Raw genomic sequence first — 16,787 nt, 5'->3', positions numbered from 1 at the left:
CCGCGCAAGACGCTCGGTTTCCAGACACCCGCTGAGATGTTCAGCGAATGTGTTGCATCGACCGGTTGAATCCGCCGCCAGAAGCGGTCGTTCGGCAAGACGGCCCAAAGGCGAGCGATAGATGGCGTGTTTGCCTGATATCAATGGTCGTCCAGCCACTCGCCGATGTTCTTCCAGAGATCTTCGATGTTGGCCGCCTTGCCCAGTACATGCCCCTCGCCCCAGTAGCGAACGAAACGGGCTTTCCTCCCGAGCCGCGAAAGCGCCGAAAACATCTCTTCCCCTTGCGAGATTGGAACGTAGTCCTGATCCCCCTGGACGATCATCAAGGGCGCCTTCATCTGTTCGACCGAGAAGATCGGACTGTTGCGGACGTAGCGCTCGGTGTCGGCCCAAGGTGGTCCGCCCATGCGAAAAACACGTTCGCACATCTCAGCCATAGCAAAGCCGTAGATTGCTGGGGAGTCATATCGCATGCGCGGATCGCAACTACCGTGGTAGCTGATCAGATTGGAGATGCCAGCCAACGCGATGCCCGACTTGAAAAGGTCTGTCGTGGCAAGCAGACTCATTACCGCCCAGCCCCCCAAGCTATGGCCCATCACGTGCAACCGCTCGCGGTCTACCAATCCGGAACTCACGCTGATTTCAATCGCTCGCCTGACCTTCGCGGCGACCAGCATGGCCATATCCACCGGCTCCTGGTCCTCTGGAAGAGGCAACGCAGGCTCTATGACGATATAGCCACGCGCAGCCAGCAACTGCAGATTGAACTGCGAGGGATCGTGCAACCTGTGAAGCGACCGCAACTTCCGGCCTGGCGCCGCGCCGGGATAGACCCACAACACTGCCGGGGCAGGCTTGGTGTCGTCATGGTTTGGCGGAAGGAGGAGTCGGACCCTGCGTGGCTTGCCTTGCTCGTCAACATACTCTAGATCGTGGATCTTGCCGGGTCGGACCCCTTGGAGATGTGCATTGGTCCTGAAGATCTCGTCCTGGGTGGCCTTGGCCTCGCGGCACAACACGAGTCGGCTTCCTTGGCCATCCTCGACCAGGAACAGCGCTTGCCCACTCGCCTCGTGCACAGCGACAAGCGCACCATCGGGAAGCACCTGATTCGAAACAAGCGTGGCGCGCTCCAGGCCGGCCTGATGGCCGGTGTCGAATCGCCGCCGGAACTCGACCAACCTTGGGCTCCCTTCTTGACCCGAAACCGGGCAACCGACCCTGCTTCGCACGTCATATACAGCGAACTCATGCGGCACCGCGGCAGTTGGGATGGCCGGAGTCTTTTCGACCGGTGATTCCAGCATGCTGCTTGTCGTTTGTCCCGGCACATTCAGCGCCTGCCATGCTGCAGCAGCTTTCCTGGAACCTTGGTTGTCTATGCCCAGCAGCCACGGCCGGCCCCCATCGGGAACGACCACGCTGGCCAGCAGGCCATCCCCGATCCATTCATAAGGGCGCATGCCGCTCAGCTGCAGGCTGCATTGCGGGATTTTGAACTGCTCGCGGGTCCCCATGTCCATGAAGGTGAGCTGGATCGCATCTGGAGTTGCCGTGCCGAATGCAAGATAGTTTCCACAGGGTGACCATGCTGGCGCGAAGCAGTCTTCCGCAGACTCGACCTTGCTCACGTGGAGAGTGGCAAGTTCCACCGTATAGAGCACGCTGCGCGCGACGCCCGCGAGGAACATATCGCAGTAGTGGCTCGCGTCGGCCAGGGGACGCTGAACACAGTAGGCCAACTTAGTGCCGTCAGGCGAGAAAGCAAAGCACGAGCCGTGCGCTTCGTGAAAGCTGTAGAGGCTAACGACATCCCGTACGGCCAGGCACCGGCCGCTTTTCAGCGATTCATTCATCTTCTTGACTCGGTTATTCAGCGCCGAACGCTCTTGAAGGCGTCGAATGCTATTTGAGCATTCTCCGGCTTGGGTCCACACGTTCACATGTCAGGTTCGCCAAGGTCAAGCGTCCGCTTCGGAGCGGCACTTACCGCAGGTTTGGGCCCGCTCACGACGGCGGCGCGACCGGCTACAGTCGGCCAGGACCGGACATCTGCGAAATGTCCATCGAAGTCGCCGAAGGGCTTCGTTGCAGACATTCGTGCGCGCCTGCCCAACCGGCCTTTTCGAAGCCGCTAGCAGTCATGGCCTTCAGCCGGCCGACGCGGCTTAAAGCTTGATCCCTGCGCCCTTGACGGCAGGTCCCAACACGCTCACCTGTTCTTTGACGAAATCGTTGAACATCGCAACGGTTTCAGGTTTGGCCACGATGCCAAGTTCAGTCAGTTTCCTCTGAATTTCAGGCATCACGAGGGCCTCATTGCACGCCGTGTTCAGCCGTGCCACAACGTCCGCAGGCAACTTGGCCGGGCCCGACAACCCAAAGAAGTTTTCAAGCACCAACTTCGGTTGCTTGAGCTCAACAATCGTCGGAACATCCGGCATCAGCGGCGAGCGCTGCATGCTGGTCACAGCCAACGGCACCAGTTGACCGCTCTTGAAGAAGGCGACATAGGACGTGAGCACGTCGATGCCAACGGGAATCGTGTTGGCGATCAGGTCGGTGGTCATCGGTGCGCCGCCGCGGTACGGCACATGCACCATATTGATCCCCGTCGTCTTCTTGAGCAATTCGCCGTGGATGTGTCCGATCGAGCCTGGCCCCCCGGAGCCGAAATCCATATGGCCTTCCTTGCGCGCGACCGCCTCGAACTCGGCATACGTCTTGATGCCCGACGGTTTGCTGGCCATGATGACGAGCGGTGCAGCGCCCAGATACGCGATGTGGCTGAAGCCAGTCACCGGGTCATACGGCTGCTTTTCCAGCGTGAACGGGCCGAGCGCGATCGGCGTGGTGTTAGACAGCATCAACGTGTAGCCGTCAGGCGCGGCCGAGGCGACCTGGGCCCCGCCGATGGTGCCGCCCGCGCCGGGCTTGTTGTCGACCACCACAGGTTGGCCCAGCTTCTTCGTCAGTTGCTCCGCCATCAGGCGGGCAAGCACGTCGCTGGAGCCACCGGGAGGAAACGTGACGATGATCTTGATGGCCTTGTCGGGCCATTGGGCGAACGCCGGAAGAGCCGCAACGGCGGCGCCAGCGGCAAGGAACTGCAGCGCAGTGCGCCGAGTGGAACGGAAGTTTGTCATGACATCCTCAGCGGCGGTATGGGATGACCTCTCATGCAGGAAACGAGCCCGATGAGATCGCAGCATTGAAGTGTCGGACCTGCCGCATCGTGAGCTCGTGCCGCTGATGCTCGAGGGCGTTGGGATGGCCTGTTCGGTTTCGTCAACACGATCCGGGCGCAGACGATCGAGGCCGGCCTCGACCCGGACACCGTGTTGCGTCATTTCGAGTGGCAGCACTACGTGCCCTCGCTGTACGGTGCCGCCGTGATGGTGACACCTGCCTTGCTGCGCGACCAGCCATCGACCGTTGCGGGGCTGGTGCGGGCGGTGAATCGCGGTGTGGTCGATACCGTCGCCGACATCGAAGCGGCTGTGGATGCAGTGGTCCGGCGAAACCCCTCGATGGACCGCGTCGCCAACCGGGAGCGGCTCGCAGGAACGCTCGCGCTTGAGATGGCGCACGAAGAAGGCTCGGTGCTGGGGATTGGCGCAATAGATATGGCGCGCCTCGCGCAGACCGTCGATCTGATGACACGCGCTAAGCAGCTTGCCCTTCCCCCCAGCCCCGAACGACTGTTCGACGACCGCTTTCTGCCCCCGTCTTCGAAGCGCGTGCGCTCCCTGTCGTCCGCGCGATGACCCCGGCTGGGTCGTCGGTGCGACCGGGACCGCCCTCCTGTCCAGTCTGATGGACTGAGTGTTCCCGGCAGCCCAGCCTTGCAGACCAGACTTCTAGAGTTGGTCGATGGTGTTGCTCGGCGATGCAGTCGCGCCGAGCGCAAATCTCTGCTTCGTGCCCACATAGAAGCTCGCTCCGAAGCGCCCGACGGGCTGGTAGTCCTGCAGCTGAACACGCCATCGCTCGGCGTCAACCAGTCCCTCGCGAACCGCAAGCCACTTCACCCGGCCGAAGAGGACATATCGGCTTTCTGTTTCCATCTTCTCGTGCAGCACGCACTCGAACGCTACGGGCGCCTCAGCGATCCGCGGTGGCGCGACTGTGGCTGACGGGATTGCATGCAATCCGGCATGTGCAAGTTCACTCGTCCCACGCGGCAGTGCATCGCCGCAGGCGTGCATCTGCATCGCCATCGCCTCGTCCGTCAGGTGCACGACAAATTCGCCGGTGCGAAGGATGTTTGCAGCGGTGTCCTTGATGCGGCCGTCATGCATCCGGTTGATGCTGACGAATACCAGCGGCGGGTCTTCCCCGACCATGTTGAACATGCTGAACGGCGCCGCATTGACAGTGCCTTCAGGTTCGAGCGTCGTTATCAGCGCGATCGGACGCGGCACGATCAGGCTCGCCATCAGCTTGTAGCGGGCGTAGGGGTCGAGGGTCTGAAAGTCAATCTCCATAGGGCCTCCTAGATCGAGTTTGGTGATTCGTATGCACATTATTGGTGTTAGTGCATGCAATTTGTGCGAAATAATAGAGTGTGATTCGATGCGAAGTCCGATGGCAAGCATCGCATCCACGCATTATGTGGTTGATTTTAAAGGGGAAAAATACGTTTTCTCCGATGTAGAAGAGATTGGCACGAAGCATGCATGAAAAAAAATCGTATGCAATCCACATTCCATCCAACCGAAGGAGTCGACATGTCAGCAGCCCAACTTCCCCAGCCCCGCGATTTCAGTCGCCGCGCATTTCTGCAAGCCGGCGCTGCCATCGGTGCCACCGCTGCGACCGCGGCGTGGACCTCCGCCGAAGCGGCGGACCCCAAGGTGCTGAACTACCTGTCATGGCCCGGCAATGCCGACCCGTACCTGATCGAAGCCTTCGAGAAAGCCAACGGCGTGAAGGTGCGCATCAAGGAGTACGTCGGGGGCGACCAGATGATGGCGGTCATCAATCAGTCGCCGCCCGGCAGCTTCGACGTGGTCCTGGCAGATGCCGAATACATGCACCTGCTGCACGAGGCCGACTTCCTCGAGGCACTCGACCCGGCCGACTACCCGCTCAAGGACTACTGGCCGGAGTTCCAGAAGTTCCCGCTGCACTGGTTCAACGGCAAGCTCTACGGCGTCATGACCGACTTCGGCTATCTGGGGCTGTCGTACAACACCAAGGCATTCACGCCCAAGGAAGTGGCTTCGTACTCGGCGCTGTGGAGCGAGAAGGCCAAAGGCAAGGTCGGCCTGTTCGACTGGTACCTGCCGTCGATGGGCTCGATCAGTCTCGCCAACGGCAACCGGCCGCCGTTCGATCTGGACAAGGCGCGTTTCGAGGCCATGAAGAAGAAGCTTTTCACACTCAAACCGCAGACGTCGGGCTTCTACACGATCGCCGACATCTTCTCGTCGATGACCAACGGCCGCGCCCTGCTCGTGCCGGGCATCGGCGAGTGGATCACGCTGGGGTTGCGTCTGAACGGCGTACCGGTCGACACGATCATTCCCGAAGAGGGTGGACTGCAGTGGACAGAGTCGCTGTCGATCGTCAAGGGCACACCCAAGCGTGACCTGGCGCGCAAGTTCATCCAGTACACGACCTCGCCCGAAGGCCAGGTTCGCATGGCAACCAAGGCCGACAACAAAAAGAGCATTCCGTCGATGGCCGGCTGGAAGCTGCTCAACGAGACCAAGCCGAAGGACGCGGAAATCCTGCGCATGACGCTCAAGGGGCCAAACGTGATGGACGAATACAAGGCCAAAAAGATCCAGTTCCGCCAGCTCCCCAGCAAGCAGTCGATCGAGGAGTGGAACGACGTGTGGAGCCAGTTCAAGAGCCTTTGAGCACCTGAACATCCGAGCCATGGACGCCGTACCCACTCCACCGCTTGCGGTCCCTTCCGTGCGATCGATGCGCACGGGCATCGCAGGCCGTGGCCCGTCGCTGAAAACGATGCCTGTGCTGCTCGGGCTGCCCGTGCTGTTTTGGCAGGCCGTTTTCTTTGCCGGGCCGCTGCTGTTTCTTGTGATCGTCACCTTCTGGCAGGTGCGATCCTTTCGGCTCCAGCCGGCGCTGTCGCTGGACAACTGGACGCGCATCCTTGGCGCTTCGAGCTTTCACCAGGCCGCCTTGCATAGCGTGGCGGTCTCCGCAACAGCCACCGTGCTCGCACTGGCCATCGCTTTTCCGGCTGCCTACACCATCGCGTTGCGATTGCCCGCGCGCTGGCGCAACGCCGCCATCGCGGCACTGCTGGTGCCGGTGTTCTCCAGCTACATCCTGCGCATCTATGCGTGGCAGATCGTGCTGAGCCCGGAAGGCCTGGCCAACAAGCTGCTGGATGCTGTGGGAATCTCGGCGTTGCCGTTGCTCGGCGGCGCGTTCTCGCTGCAGATCGGGCTCTTGACGTTGAGCCTGCCGATCGCCGTGCTGATCCTGGTCTTCGCACTCAGCGGCGTTGACCCATCGCTCGTGGAAGCGGCGGATAACCTGGGCTGCAGGCGTTTGCGTGTCGTGGGCAATGTGCTGCTGCCGGCCATCCGGTCGGCGCTTGTGCTCGCCGGATCGACCACCTTTCTGCTGGCGTTCGGCGACTACGTGAGTCCGGTGTTTATGACCGGGAGCAACCCGCCGACCTTGTCGATCCTGATCGTTGACACCGTCAAGTCGGGCTCGCAATGGCCGAGGGCGTCGGTGATCGGCGTCTGCATGCTGGCTTTGCTGGGCATCGTCCTGGGCCTGGCCCGCCGTCTGGGCACCAGGCGGGCACCATGAAGCACGAGCGCATGCAGAGAATCTCCCGCGCCGCCCAGTACACGTGGCTCGCGTTGCTGTTCGCCTTCATCGCGGCGCCGATGCTGATCATCATCGTGTTCTCGTTCGACGCCAACCGCTACCCCACGATTCCGTGGGGCGGATTCAGCCTGCAGTGGCACCGCGCGATCCTCGACGACGACATGGTGCGCGAAGCGTTCACGAATACGCTGGTGGTGGCGCTCGGCACCGCGGTGCTGTCGACGGTGCTCGGCTTCGCGGCCGCCTATCTCGACTACCGCTATCGCTATCGCGGCAAGTCGGCCTTTGCGATGCTGGTGGCCATTCCGCCTGCTGTGCCGGCCACCATCCTCGGCATGGCAATGCTGGCCTTCCTGTCGCGCATCGGCTTGTTCGGGCGGCTGGAGGCGATCATTGCCTGCCACGTGGCGATCGCGACCTCGTTCTCGATGGCCATCATCCGGCTGCGCCTCGGCGAGTTGGGCCAGGACATGGAACAGGCCGCGTGGAACATGGGCGCTTCGCCGGCGGTGGGACTGGCGCGCGTGGTCATCCCGTTCTGCAAATCGTCGTTGATCGCCTCGTTCTTTCTTGCTGCAGCCGTGTCCTTCGACGAATTCATGATCGCGTGGTTCGTCGGCGGCGTTCACGAGACCTTGCCTGTGCGCATCCTCAATCTGCTGCAAGGTCAGGTGAGTCCGAAGATCAATGCGATAGGCGCCGTGGTGCTGGTGGTCAGCGTGGCGCTGGTCTTGCTGGCGCAGCGATTCATGGGCGTGCGTGCCGGACGGTCGGCCGCACAAGTTGCAACCGAGTGAGGTCACGATGGACAACAACGCATTCGTTTCATTGCAGGCGCTCGACAAGCGCTTTCCCGGCCACCACGCCGTGCGCGGTATCGACCTGGACATCGCGGCCGGCGAGTTCGTCGCCATCATGGGCCCGTCGGGCTGCGGCAAGTCGACCACGCTGCGTCTGCTTGCGGGGCTGGACCAGCCGACCTCCGGCGACATCGTCATCGGAGGGCGCAGCATGCGCGGCGTGCCGGCCTACCAGCGCGATACGCCCATGGTCTGGCAAAGCCTGGCCTTGTTCCCGTTCCTCACCGTGGCCGAGAACGTGGAGTTCCCACTGCGCATGAAAGGCCTGGGCGCCGAAGCGCGGCGCAAGCGCGCGCTGGACTGGCTCGGCCGCATGGGGCTGGATGGCATGGGAGACCGGCAGATCGCCCAGCTCTCGGGCGGCCAGCGTCAGCGCGTTGCCATTGCCCGCGCGCTGGTCACCGAGCCGTCGATCTTGCTGCTCGACGAGCCGCTGAGTGCGCTGGACGCGCATCTGCGCGTTCGCATGCAGACCGAACTCGCACGGCTGCACCGCGAACTGCGCATCACCTTTGTCTATGTGACGCACGCGCAATCGGAGGCCTTTGCGCTGGCCGACCGCATCGTGATCATGAACGAGGGTCGAATACAGCAGGTCGGCGCGCCGCAGGACGTCTATCGTGCGCCGGTCAATCCGTTCGTCGCCGACTTCATCGGTACCAACAATCTGGTGACCGGCACCGTGGTGGCGCCGGCGTCCGAGGGGTACGTCCGGGTCGACGGAGCGCTCGGCGGCTTCGACGTTCCGGCGCAACGGGCCTTGGAGCACGGGGCGGATGTGAGCTTTGTGGTCGCGGCCGACCGTGTGTCGCTGACATCTTCGGATGCAGGCGCTCCCGCAGATGCCTCGCGCCTCGAAGGGTCGGTGCTCGGACTGGAATTCGTCGGTTCGACACAGACGGTGTTCATCGAGCTGCCGGGCGGGCACGAGTTCCGGGTACAGAAGCAGCAGCACGAGATCGAATCGCTCGATCTCGCGCCAGGCCGGCGCGTGGGGCTGCACTGGGACCCCAGGCACGCATGGCTGTTGCCACGCAACGCCTGACCAATTCAAACAGTCACAGGAGAAACGATGTACGAAGAGAAATTCATGAAGCTGGCGCTGGAGCTTTCGGCGCGCGCGCTCGCAGAACCTGGCACCGAGCCGTTCGGCGCTGTGGTTGTGAAAGACGGGCAAGTGGTCGGCGAGGGCTTCAACCATTCAGTGGCTCACTTCGATCCCACCTCGCACGGCGAAGTCGAAGCGATTCGGGACGCGTGCCGGCGGTTGCAGCGCGTGGACCTCGCCGGCTGCGAGATGTACTCCTCCTGCGAGCCTTGCGCGATGTGCGTGGCCGCCATGCGGGTGGCGGGTATCCGCCGCCTGTTTTTTGCCGCCACGCTCGATCAGTCTGGCGCGGCCTTCGAGGGCTTGCCGATCGCGGCCCGCCATCCCATCGACGTGGATGAACTGCGCCGTGTGGCGGGCGCCACGCTGGATGCCGGCCTGACCCCGGCCGAGCAGCATCTGCCGCGGGAAGCGATCGAGATCCTGGAGGCCTGGGCTGGCTCGCGCAAGGCAGCGGGCCATTCCTGATGAGTCGGATCGCCCGAACGACCTCGGGCGACAATAGCTGCGCTTTCTGAACTCATCGCCACGCGAAACCGAGACCCGTGCCCCCATCCAAACGTCCGTCGAGCACCGCCGCCGCTTCCGAAGACAAGCTCAGTCGGACGCGCACCGAAGCTGTTCATGAGGCCCTTCGGCTGGCCATCATCGAGCAGAGCCTTCAGCCCGGTGCGCGCCTGCCCGAAGACGCGATCGGTGAGAGCTTCGGTGCCAGCCGCACGATCGCGCGTGAAGCGCTCGGCCGCCTGGCGGTGGAAGGCCTGGTCGAGCTAAAGCCCAACCGCGGCGCGTTCGTGGCGAATCCAAGTCTTGAGGAGGGGCGAGAGATCTTCCTGGTGCGCAATGGGTTGGAGCGCACGGTCGTTCAATCCCTCTCAGGCAAGCTCTCCGCGACGAACGAAGCCTCACTGCGATCACATGTCGGCAAGGAAGAGGAAGCGTCCGGGCGCGACGCAGTGCGCTCGATGCGCTTGGCTGGAGAGTTCCATCTACAGCTTGCGGCGATGACGGGCAACCAGTTGCTTGAGCGCTATGTCAGGGAGGTGGTCTCGCGATGCTCGCTGATCCTCGCCACCTATGGCCGGCCGCACTCCAGCGACTGCGCCGTGACGGAGCATGCGGAGATCGTCGACGCATTGGCAAAGGGTGACTTCGAAACGGCAGCGGATGTCATGCAGCGGCACCTCGAAGCGGTTGCTGACCGTGCGCTGCCGCCGATCAAGGCTGGGGTGGACATTCGGGACGTGCTTGCGCGGTATGCATCCGCGACCACCGGGCCCGCGCTGGAAAATGAAAATGCTTCGACCTCTAGTCCCGATGTGAAGGTTGGTGATCGTCGACGTCCACGCAAGCAAGAATAGGCACGGGCTGAAGCTTTGGCGTCGCCGCAATTTCCTGGTTAACGCTGTTTTTTTGGGAGCGGTTCAATGAGCTGTATGACCCGTGCACGAAGGCTTTGAAGAGCTGCTTTCAGGCAGAGCGGACATTCGGAGAAAGTTGACGAAGGACGGCCGTGGGCCCTACAGCGACGTTCGCCGCTTGGTGTCGAACGGCTACAGACAGTCTAGACCGGCCGTAGCGGATGGCCGACCGTGATGGTCGGCCTGCCTAAGACCTGGCAGCAGAGCACCAAGCCGCTAGCACTCGCCCGACCGATGGGCATGTCTCAGACATTAATGCGCTGTCTCGGACTTTAATGCGCTGTCTCTGACATTAATGGCAAAGAACACCAGTCGATGCGCTGTCTCCGGATCACTCCACAGTCACGCTCTTCGCCAGATTACGCGGCTTGTCCACATCGGTCCCCCGCGCACACGCCGTGTGATACGCCAGCAACTGCAGCGGCACCACATGCAGGATCGGCGAGAGCGCGCCGTAGTGCTCGGGCATGCGGATCACGTGCAGCCCGTCGCTGCTCTTGATCTTCGTGTCGCCGTCGGCCAGCACGTAGAGCACGCCGCCGCGCGCGCGCACTTCCTGCAGGTTGCTCTTGAGCTTTTCGAGCAGTGCGTCGTTGGGTGCGACGGCCACCACGGGCATCTCGCTCGTCACCAGCGCGAGCGGGCCGTGCTTGAGTTCGCCGGCGGCATAGGCCTCGGCGTGGATGTAGGTCACTTCCTTGAGCTTGAGCGCGCCTTCGAGTGCGATCGGGTAGTGCAGCCCGCGGCCGAGGAACAACGCGTTGTCCTTGCGCGCGAAGTCTTCGGCCCAGCCGATGATCTGCGGCTCCAGCGCCAGCACCGACTGCAGCGCAACCGGCAGGTGGCGCATTTCCTTCAGGTAGCGTGCCTCGTCGGCGTCGCTCAGGCGGCCCTTGGCTTGCGCGATGGCGAGCGTGAGCAGGAAGAGGCCCGCGAGCTGCGTGGTGAAGGCCTTGGTCGACGCCACGCCGATTTCGACGCCTGCGCGCGTGATGTACGCCAGCTTGCACTCGCGCACCATCGCGCTGGTGGCGACGTTGCAGATGGTCAGCGTCTGCTCCATGCCGAGCGAGCGCGCATGCTTCAGCGCGGCCAGCGTGTCGGCCGTTTCGCCGGACTGACTGATGGTGACGACCAGCGTCTTCGGGTCGGGCACGGAGTCGCGGTAGCGGTATTCGCTCGCGATCTCGACCTGCGTGGAAATCTTCGCGATGCCTTCGAGCCAGTACTTGGCGGTGCAGCCGCTGTAGTAGCTGGTGCCGCAGGCGAGGATGAGGATCTTGTCGATGTCCTGGAACACGCGGTAGGCACTGGCGCCGGTCGCGCCGTCCTGGCCGATGCCGTCGAACAGCTCGGGCACGATGCCTGCCACGCCTTCGAGCGTGTCGCCGATCGCGCGCGGCTGCTCGAAGATTTCCTTCTGCATGTAGTGGCGGTACGGGCCGAGCTCGGCCGCGCCGCTGTGGGCGAGCACGGTGCGCACCTGGCGGGTGACCGGCTTGTGGTTCTTGTCGACGATCCAGTACTTGCCCGGCTGCACGTCGACCACGTCGCCTTCTTCCAGATAGACGATCTGGTCGGTCACGCCGGCCAGGGCCATCGCGTCGCTGGCGAGGAAGTTCTCTGCGCCGTCCTTGCCGGCGCCGAGGATCAGCGGCGAGCCCGCACGCGCACCGACCACGCGCTGCGGCTCGTCGCGGCAGATCACGGCAATGGCGTAGGCGCCGTGCAGTTGCAGCACGGCGGCCTTCACGGCTTCGAACAGGTCACCGTCGTAGAGGCTATCGACCAAGTGGGCGATGACCTCGGTGTCGGTCTGGCTCTCGAAGGCGTAGCCCTTGGCCTCGAGCGCGGCGCGCAGCGTTTCGTGGTTTTCGATGATGCCGTTGTGCACGAGCGCGATGCGGCCCGGCCGCGCGGTCTGCGCATCGGCGCCGGGGCCGTGGCTGAAATGCGGGTGCGCGTTGTGCACGGCCGGCGCGCCGTGCGTGGCCCAGCGCGTGTGGGCAATGCCGGTGAGGCCCTCGACCTTGTCGTCGCGCACCTGCGCCACGAGATCGGCCACGCGCGAAGTGGTGCGCGCCCGCGTCAGGCCACCGGCATGCACCGCCACGCCGCACGAGTCATAGCCGCGGTATTCGAGCCGCTGGAGGCCCTGGACCAGGACCGGAACGATGTTGCGATGGGACGCTGCCCCGACGATGCCGCACATGGTGAGCTGCCTTTGAAAGAAGAAGAGCCTCGATGGTAGGAAGGCATGGAAGAAATATGCACTCGAAATTTTGTTGATTTCGGACTTTTATTTCTCCATTTCTTTGATTTGGACTTTTATTCCATAATTTCATTCAATATGGAATCAATCTCTCTGGATTCAATCGACCTGCGCCTGCTCGACGCGCTCCAGCGCGATGCCTCGCAAACCAATCAGCGCCTGGCCGCCGACGTCGGCATCTCGCCGCCCACCTGCCTGCGCCGCGTGCAGAGGCTGCGCGAAGTCGGCCTGATCGAACGCCAGGTCGCGCTGCTGTCGCCCGACCGGCTCGCCACAGTACTGGGGCACGGCCTGCAGGCGGTGATCGAAATCTCGCTCGACCGGCAGGACGCCGCCTCGCTCGACGCCTTCGAGACGCGCGTGATTGCCGACGACGCAGTACAGCAGTGCTGGCGCGTGTCGCCGGGCCCGGACTTCGTGCTGGTCGTGGCCGCGCGCGACATGCCCGACTACGGCGCACTCACGCAGCGCCTGTTCACGGCCGACGCGAACGTGCGCAACGTCAAGGCCTTCTTCAGCCTCAAGCGCGCCAAATTCGAGCCCCGGTTGCCGCTGCGATAAAGCTTTCGTGCCTCTTCGCGGAACACCGCGGAACCGGCTTTGCCGGGCCGCTGGTGTTGCCCCCGGCAGGGGGTTGGCGAAGCGACACGAAGTGCGCGCAGCCTGGGGGCGAGCCTATTTCTTCTGAGGGCGCTTCCAGTTCGGAAAACTCACCTGCTTGCCCCGCGCCACGGTCAGCGCCCCCGGCTCGGTCGACTTGTTGATGGTCGAGCCGCCGCCGATGGTGCCGCCCGCACCGATGGTTATGGGCGCCACCAGCACGCAGTTGCTGCCCACGTGCACGTCGTCGCCGATCACGGTGCGGTGCTTGTTGGCGCCGTCGTAGTTGGCGGTGATGCTGCCCGCCCCGTAGTTCACTCGCTCGCCCACGGTGGCGTCGCCCAGGTAGGCCAGGTGGTTGGCCTTGGCGCCAGCAGCCAGCGTCGAGTTCTTGACCTCTACGAAATTGCCGATGTGTACCTCGGCACCCAGCTGTGCGCCGGGCCGCAGCCGAGCGAAGGGGCCGATGAGCGAGCCCGCGCCCACCGTCACGCCGGCCTTCTCGCCCTCGATATGCGTGAACGGATGAATCACCGCGCCCGCCTCGATGCGCGCATTGGCAATGACGCAGTTCGCGCCGATGCGCACGCCCTCGCCCAGCGACACCATGCCTTCGAACACGCAGTTGACGTCGATCTCCACGTCGGCCCCGCAATCCAGCGTGCCGCGCAGGTCGAAGCGTGACGGGTCGGCCAGGCGCACTCCCTGCTCCATCAGCGCATTCGCCTGGCGCAGTTGCCAGGCGCGCTCGAGCGCCGCGAGCTGGGCCGGGCTGTTGATGCCGGCCACCTGCAGTGCATCGGTGGTGATGTGCGCGACCACGGGCACGCCGTCGGCGGCGGCGAACTTCACCACGTCGGTCAGGTAGTACTCGCCCTGGGCGTTCTTGTTGTCCAACCGCGCAAGCCAGCCCTTGAGCAGGCGCGCGGGCACGGCCATCACGCCGCTGTAGATCTCGCGCACGGCGCGCTGCGCTTCGGTGGCGTCCTTGTGCTCGACGATGGCGGTGACCTCGCCTTGGCCCGCCGCGCGGATGACGCGGCCGTAGCCGCTCGGGTCGTCGAATTCGATGGTCAGCAGCGCCAGCTTGCTGCCTGCGCTGGCCGCGATGAGCGCGCGCAGCGTGTCTTCGCTGATCAGCGGCACGTCGCCCGACAGCACGACCACCGTGCCGTCGTCCGGCAGCAGCGGCGCGGCCTGCTGCACTGCGTGGCCGGTGCCGAGCTGCGGCTCCTGGCGCGCAAAGCGCAGCGTGACGCCCTCGATGCCGCTGTTCAGCGAGGCCTCGACTTCGGCCGCGCCATGGCCGGTGATGACCACCACGTCGCGCGCGCCGATGCGTGCGGCGGTGCCCGTCACATGGGCCAGCAATGCGCGACCGCCCAATCGATGCAACACTTTGGGCAGTCTGCTTTTCATGCGCGTGCCCTTGCCGGCCGCCATGATGACGACGTCGACCGGCCCCCGGCTGTCTTGTTGCGGAGTCTGATTCATGCGTTTTTCTTCCCGATTTCGTTGCGCTGCAGTGGCCCGAATTATCGGCGTGCTGCTCATCGCCGCCGCCCTGGGCGCCTGCAGCGCGATCAAGCTGGCTTACAACAACCTGCCCACGGTGAGCTACTGGTGGCTCGACGGCTACCTGGACTTCGACGGCGCGCAGACCCCCAAGGTGCGCGACGAGCTCGACCAGTTGCTGGCATGGCACCGCCAGAACGAGCTGCCGCGCATCGCCTCGCTGCTGCAGGAAGCGCAGGCGCTGGCGCCGGGCGAGGTGACGCCGGAGCAGGTCTGCGCCATGGCCGACCGCATCCGCGAGCGCCTGCTGGCCGTTACCGAACGCGCCGAGCCCGCCGGCACCGAGCTGGCGCTAAGCCTGACCGATGCGCAGCTGCAGCAGCTGGAGCGCAAATACGCGAAGAACAACGCCGAGTACCGCAAGGACTGGCTCGACCGCACCTCGGCGCAGGTGCAGGAAAAGCGCTACGACCAGTTCCTCGACCGCACCGAGGACTTCTATGGCCGCCTCAGCACGGAGCAACGCGAACTGCTGAAGCAGCAGGTCGCGCAGTCGGTGTTCGATCCGCGGCTGGCGGACGCCGAGCGCCGCAAGCGCCAGCAGGAGGCGCTGGTGCTGCTGCGCGGCTTCGTGGCCAGCAAGCCGTCGCCGGCCGAGGCGCGCGCGGCGCTGCATGGCTACATCCAGCGCATCGCCGAACCACCGCCCGGACCCTGGCGCGACCAGCAGCAGGCCTTGCTGCAGGAGGGTTGCCGCAACACGGCGGCGCTGCACAACGGCACCACGGCCAGCCAGCGCGCGCAGGCGGTGCGCCGGCTGCAGGCCTACGAGAGCGACCTGCGCCAGCTGGTGGCCACGCGCTGAAGGCCGTGTGGCGGATCAGATCAGCGGCGTAGGCCGCATCGGGCGCTCGAAGTAGTCGCCCAGCGTTTCCAGCGCGTGCGGCTCCATGATGCGCAGCCAGCCGGCGTCGATCTTGTAGAGCCCCAGCCGCTGCAGCCGCCGCAGCGTCTTGTTGGTGTGCACCAGCGACAGCCCCAGCGCATCGGCGATGTGCTGCTGGTTGAACGGAAACTCGACCCAGCCGTCGCGCACCATGCCCACGCGCTGCGCGCGGCGATACAGGTGCATCAGCAGCATGGCCACGCGCTCGCCGGCATTGCGCCGGCCGGTGGTGACGAGGTTGTCATCGACCATCTTTTCCTCGCGCGCTGCAAGCCAGGTGATGTCGTAGCCCAGCTTGGGCTGGGCATGGAACAGGTCCCACAGCCGGTCGCGCGAGAAGGCGCACAGCGTGACGTCGGTCACCGCCTCGACGCCGTGCGTCTGGCCCTCGGCGAACTCATCCTGCAGGCCGAGGAAATCGCCGGGCAGCAAAAAGCTCAGTATCTGCCGCCGTCCGTCGCTCAGCGTCTTGTAGCGGAAGGCCCAGCCTGAATAGAGGGTGAAGAGCTGCGGGCTCGGCCGGTGCTCGTCGATGATCGAACTGCCCGCCTCCACGCGCCGGGTGCCGACGCGGAAAGACTGGATGGCCTGCAACTCTTCGCCGGCAGGCGGCAGGAAGGCATCGAGCCGTCGCAATGCGCACTGGTCGCACGAATTCACGCCCTGGGGAGGCGCTGCAGCAGCGGGGTAGTCCTCGAATTTCACGCTTTACTATAGGCGCTTCGCCTGTGTCTTTTGACATTTCGCGGCGTCCCGGGGCTGCCTACACTCCGCACCGCTTTCCTCCCCAAGACGCATGACAGAAGACCCAAGGCTCCCGCTCTACGAAGTGCTTTACTGCAGCACGCTCGCCCAGGACCTGCCCCCGGGCACCGTGGGCTCGATCACCTCCCGGGCGCGCATGCGCAACGCGGAGCGCGACATCACCGGCCTGCTGGTGTTCGACGGGCAGCGTTTCTGCCAGCACCTGGAAGGCCCGCCCGAAGCCATCGACGCGCTGATGCAGCAGATCGAGGAAGACCCGCGCCATGTCGACGTCAGGGTGGTCTACGAAGCTCCGCTGGCGGCCCGGCGCTACAGCGGTTTCGGCATGGGGCTGGCCGAATGCGAGGGCCCCGACCTGATGGCCGGCGTGCATGTGCTGATTGGCGAGGCGGCGCTGCGGCACTTTCTGGCCCTGGTGCCCAGCTTCGACATCAACGGCTGAATTGAACTGAACGGGCGGCCGCCCGACGGCCCT

The 16,787-nt window shown here is 64.3% G+C and carries 16 protein-coding genes; 10 read left to right on the top strand and 6 right to left on the bottom strand.

Annotation, left to right across the window (positions count from 1 at the left end; all coding sequences use genetic code 11):
- Positions 1 to 140: 140 nt before the first annotated feature.
- Positions 141 to 1,862: a S9 family peptidase gene (locus AC07O3_RS34225; protein ID WP_495341490.1), complete on the bottom strand. Its 1,722-nt coding sequence runs from the start codon at positions 1,860 to 1,862 to the stop codon at positions 141 to 143.
- A 312-nt stretch (positions 1,863 to 2,174) separates the two neighbouring features.
- Positions 2,175 to 3,152 (bottom strand): Bug family tripartite tricarboxylate transporter substrate binding protein, encoded by a 978-nt coding sequence (locus AC07O3_RS34220; protein WP_495341489.1) that lies wholly within the window; start codon positions 3,150 to 3,152, stop codon positions 2,175 to 2,177.
- A 195-nt stretch (positions 3,153 to 3,347) separates the two neighbouring features.
- Between AC07O3_RS34220 and AC07O3_RS34215 the strand changes: the two genes are divergently transcribed.
- The gene (locus AC07O3_RS34215; protein ID WP_495341488.1) at positions 3,348 to 3,773 is read left to right on the top strand and encodes a hypothetical protein; all 426 of its coding nucleotides are present in this window, start codon (positions 3,348 to 3,350) and stop codon (positions 3,771 to 3,773) included.
- 93 nt (positions 3,774 to 3,866) lie between these two features.
- On the opposite strand, the gene AC07O3_RS34210 is transcribed toward AC07O3_RS34215, so the two are convergent.
- Positions 3,867 to 4,493, bottom strand: a complete 627-nt coding sequence (locus AC07O3_RS34210; RefSeq protein ID WP_307617819.1) for a flavin reductase family protein — start codon at positions 4,491 to 4,493, stop codon at positions 3,867 to 3,869.
- Positions 4,494 to 4,736: 243 nt separating this feature from the next.
- On the opposite strand from AC07O3_RS34210, the gene AC07O3_RS34205 reads away from it, so the two are divergent.
- From AC07O3_RS34205 to AC07O3_RS34180, 6 genes are all read left to right on the top strand, one after another.
- A complete protein-coding gene (locus AC07O3_RS34205) occupies positions 4,737 to 5,873 on the top strand; it encodes an ABC transporter substrate-binding protein (protein WP_495341487.1) in 1,137 nt (378 codons plus the stop codon).
- Between the two features lie 67 nt (positions 5,874 to 5,940).
- Positions 5,941 to 6,804, top strand: coding sequence for an ABC transporter permease (locus tag AC07O3_RS34200; protein WP_495341486.1), 864 nt, complete (start codon positions 5,941 to 5,943; stop codon positions 6,802 to 6,804).
- 11 nt (positions 6,805 to 6,815) lie between these two features.
- Positions 6,816 to 7,622: an ABC transporter permease gene (locus tag AC07O3_RS34195; RefSeq protein WP_307617823.1), complete on the top strand. Its 807-nt coding sequence runs from the start codon at positions 6,816 to 6,818 to the stop codon at positions 7,620 to 7,622.
- A 7-nt stretch (positions 7,623 to 7,629) separates the two neighbouring features.
- Positions 7,630 to 8,730 (top strand): ABC transporter ATP-binding protein, encoded by a 1,101-nt coding sequence (locus AC07O3_RS34190; protein WP_495341485.1) that lies wholly within the window; start codon positions 7,630 to 7,632, stop codon positions 8,728 to 8,730.
- A gap of 27 nt (positions 8,731 to 8,757) precedes the next feature.
- Positions 8,758 to 9,261 carry a nucleoside deaminase gene (locus tag AC07O3_RS34185; protein WP_307617825.1) on the top strand — a complete coding sequence of 168 codons (504 nt, stop codon included), beginning with the start codon at positions 8,758 to 8,760 and terminating at the stop codon, positions 9,259 to 9,261.
- A gap of 77 nt (positions 9,262 to 9,338) precedes the next feature.
- On the top strand, positions 9,339 to 10,154 hold the full coding sequence (locus AC07O3_RS34180) for a GntR family transcriptional regulator (protein ID WP_307617826.1): 816 nt from the start codon (positions 9,339 to 9,341) through the stop codon (positions 10,152 to 10,154).
- Positions 10,155 to 10,545: 391 nt separating this feature from the next.
- Here the strand turns inward: AC07O3_RS34180 and glmS are convergent, their stop codons facing one another.
- Entirely contained in the window at positions 10,546 to 12,426 is a 1,881-nt protein-coding gene (gene glmS, locus AC07O3_RS34175; RefSeq protein WP_093056097.1) for a glutamine--fructose-6-phosphate transaminase (isomerizing), read from the bottom strand.
- A 138-nt stretch (positions 12,427 to 12,564) separates the two neighbouring features.
- On the opposite strand from glmS, the gene AC07O3_RS34170 reads away from it, so the two are divergent.
- Positions 12,565 to 13,047 (top strand): Lrp/AsnC family transcriptional regulator, encoded by a 483-nt coding sequence (locus tag AC07O3_RS34170; protein WP_426391539.1) that lies wholly within the window; start codon positions 12,565 to 12,567, stop codon positions 13,045 to 13,047.
- 114 nt (positions 13,048 to 13,161) lie between these two features.
- Here AC07O3_RS34170 and glmU read toward each other — a convergent pair whose 3' ends face one another.
- Positions 13,162 to 14,580 carry a bifunctional UDP-N-acetylglucosamine diphosphorylase/glucosamine-1-phosphate N-acetyltransferase GlmU gene (gene glmU / locus AC07O3_RS34165; protein WP_495341484.1) on the bottom strand — a complete coding sequence of 473 codons (1,419 nt, stop codon included), beginning with the start codon at positions 14,578 to 14,580 and terminating at the stop codon, positions 13,162 to 13,164.
- A gap of 31 nt (positions 14,581 to 14,611) precedes the next feature.
- Here glmU and AC07O3_RS34160 point away from each other — a divergent pair, with 31 nt between their 5' ends.
- On the top strand, positions 14,612 to 15,466 hold the full coding sequence (locus AC07O3_RS34160; protein ID WP_495341483.1) for a DUF6279 family lipoprotein: 855 nt from the start codon (positions 14,612 to 14,614) through the stop codon (positions 15,464 to 15,466).
- A gap of 15 nt (positions 15,467 to 15,481) precedes the next feature.
- Here the strand turns inward: AC07O3_RS34160 and AC07O3_RS34155 are convergent, their stop codons facing one another.
- Complete coding sequence (locus AC07O3_RS34155; protein WP_256216864.1) at positions 15,482 to 16,252, bottom strand: Crp/Fnr family transcriptional regulator; 771 nt, start codon at positions 16,250 to 16,252, stop codon at positions 15,482 to 15,484.
- Between the two features lie 91 nt (positions 16,253 to 16,343).
- On the opposite strand from AC07O3_RS34155, the gene AC07O3_RS34150 reads away from it, so the two are divergent.
- Entirely contained in the window at positions 16,344 to 16,754 is a 411-nt protein-coding gene (locus AC07O3_RS34150) for a BLUF domain-containing protein (protein WP_495341482.1), read from the top strand.
- Positions 16,755 to 16,787: the final 33 nt, after the last annotated feature.

Source organism: Variovorax sp. GW821-FHT09D05 (genome assembly GCF_059416325.1).
Note: the sequence above shows the minus strand (reverse complement) of the source record. Positions and strands in the feature narration are given on the sequence as shown.

Excerpts from the sequence above, each read along its gene's own strand:
- AC07O3_RS34225 (WP_495341490.1), bottom strand. The coding sequence starts at position 1,862 with ATGAATGAATCGCTGAAAAGCGGCCGGTGCCTGGCCGTACGGGATGTC.
- AC07O3_RS34220 (WP_495341489.1), bottom strand. The coding sequence starts at position 3,152 with ATGACAAACTTCCGTTCCACTCGGCGCACTGCGCTGCAGTTCCTTGCC.
- AC07O3_RS34210 (WP_307617819.1), bottom strand. The coding sequence starts at position 4,493 with ATGGAGATTGACTTTCAGACCCTCGACCCCTACGCCCGCTACAAGCTG.
- AC07O3_RS34205 (WP_495341487.1), top strand. The coding sequence starts at position 4,737 with ATGTCAGCAGCCCAACTTCCCCAGCCCCGCGATTTCAGTCGCCGCGCA.
- AC07O3_RS34200 (WP_495341486.1), top strand. The coding sequence starts at position 5,941 with ATGCGCACGGGCATCGCAGGCCGTGGCCCGTCGCTGAAAACGATGCCT.
- AC07O3_RS34195 (WP_307617823.1), top strand. The coding sequence starts at position 6,816 with ATGCAGAGAATCTCCCGCGCCGCCCAGTACACGTGGCTCGCGTTGCTG.
- AC07O3_RS34190 (WP_495341485.1), top strand. The coding sequence starts at position 7,630 with ATGGACAACAACGCATTCGTTTCATTGCAGGCGCTCGACAAGCGCTTT.
- AC07O3_RS34185 (WP_307617825.1), top strand. The coding sequence starts at position 8,758 with ATGTACGAAGAGAAATTCATGAAGCTGGCGCTGGAGCTTTCGGCGCGC.
- glmS (WP_093056097.1), bottom strand. The coding sequence starts at position 12,426 with ATGTGCGGCATCGTCGGGGCAGCGTCCCATCGCAACATCGTTCCGGTC.
- AC07O3_RS34170 (WP_426391539.1), top strand. The coding sequence starts at position 12,565 with ATGGAATCAATCTCTCTGGATTCAATCGACCTGCGCCTGCTCGACGCG.
- glmU (WP_495341484.1), bottom strand. The coding sequence starts at position 14,580 with ATGAATCAGACTCCGCAACAAGACAGCCGGGGGCCGGTCGACGTCGTC.
- AC07O3_RS34150 (WP_495341482.1), top strand. The coding sequence starts at position 16,344 with ATGACAGAAGACCCAAGGCTCCCGCTCTACGAAGTGCTTTACTGCAGC.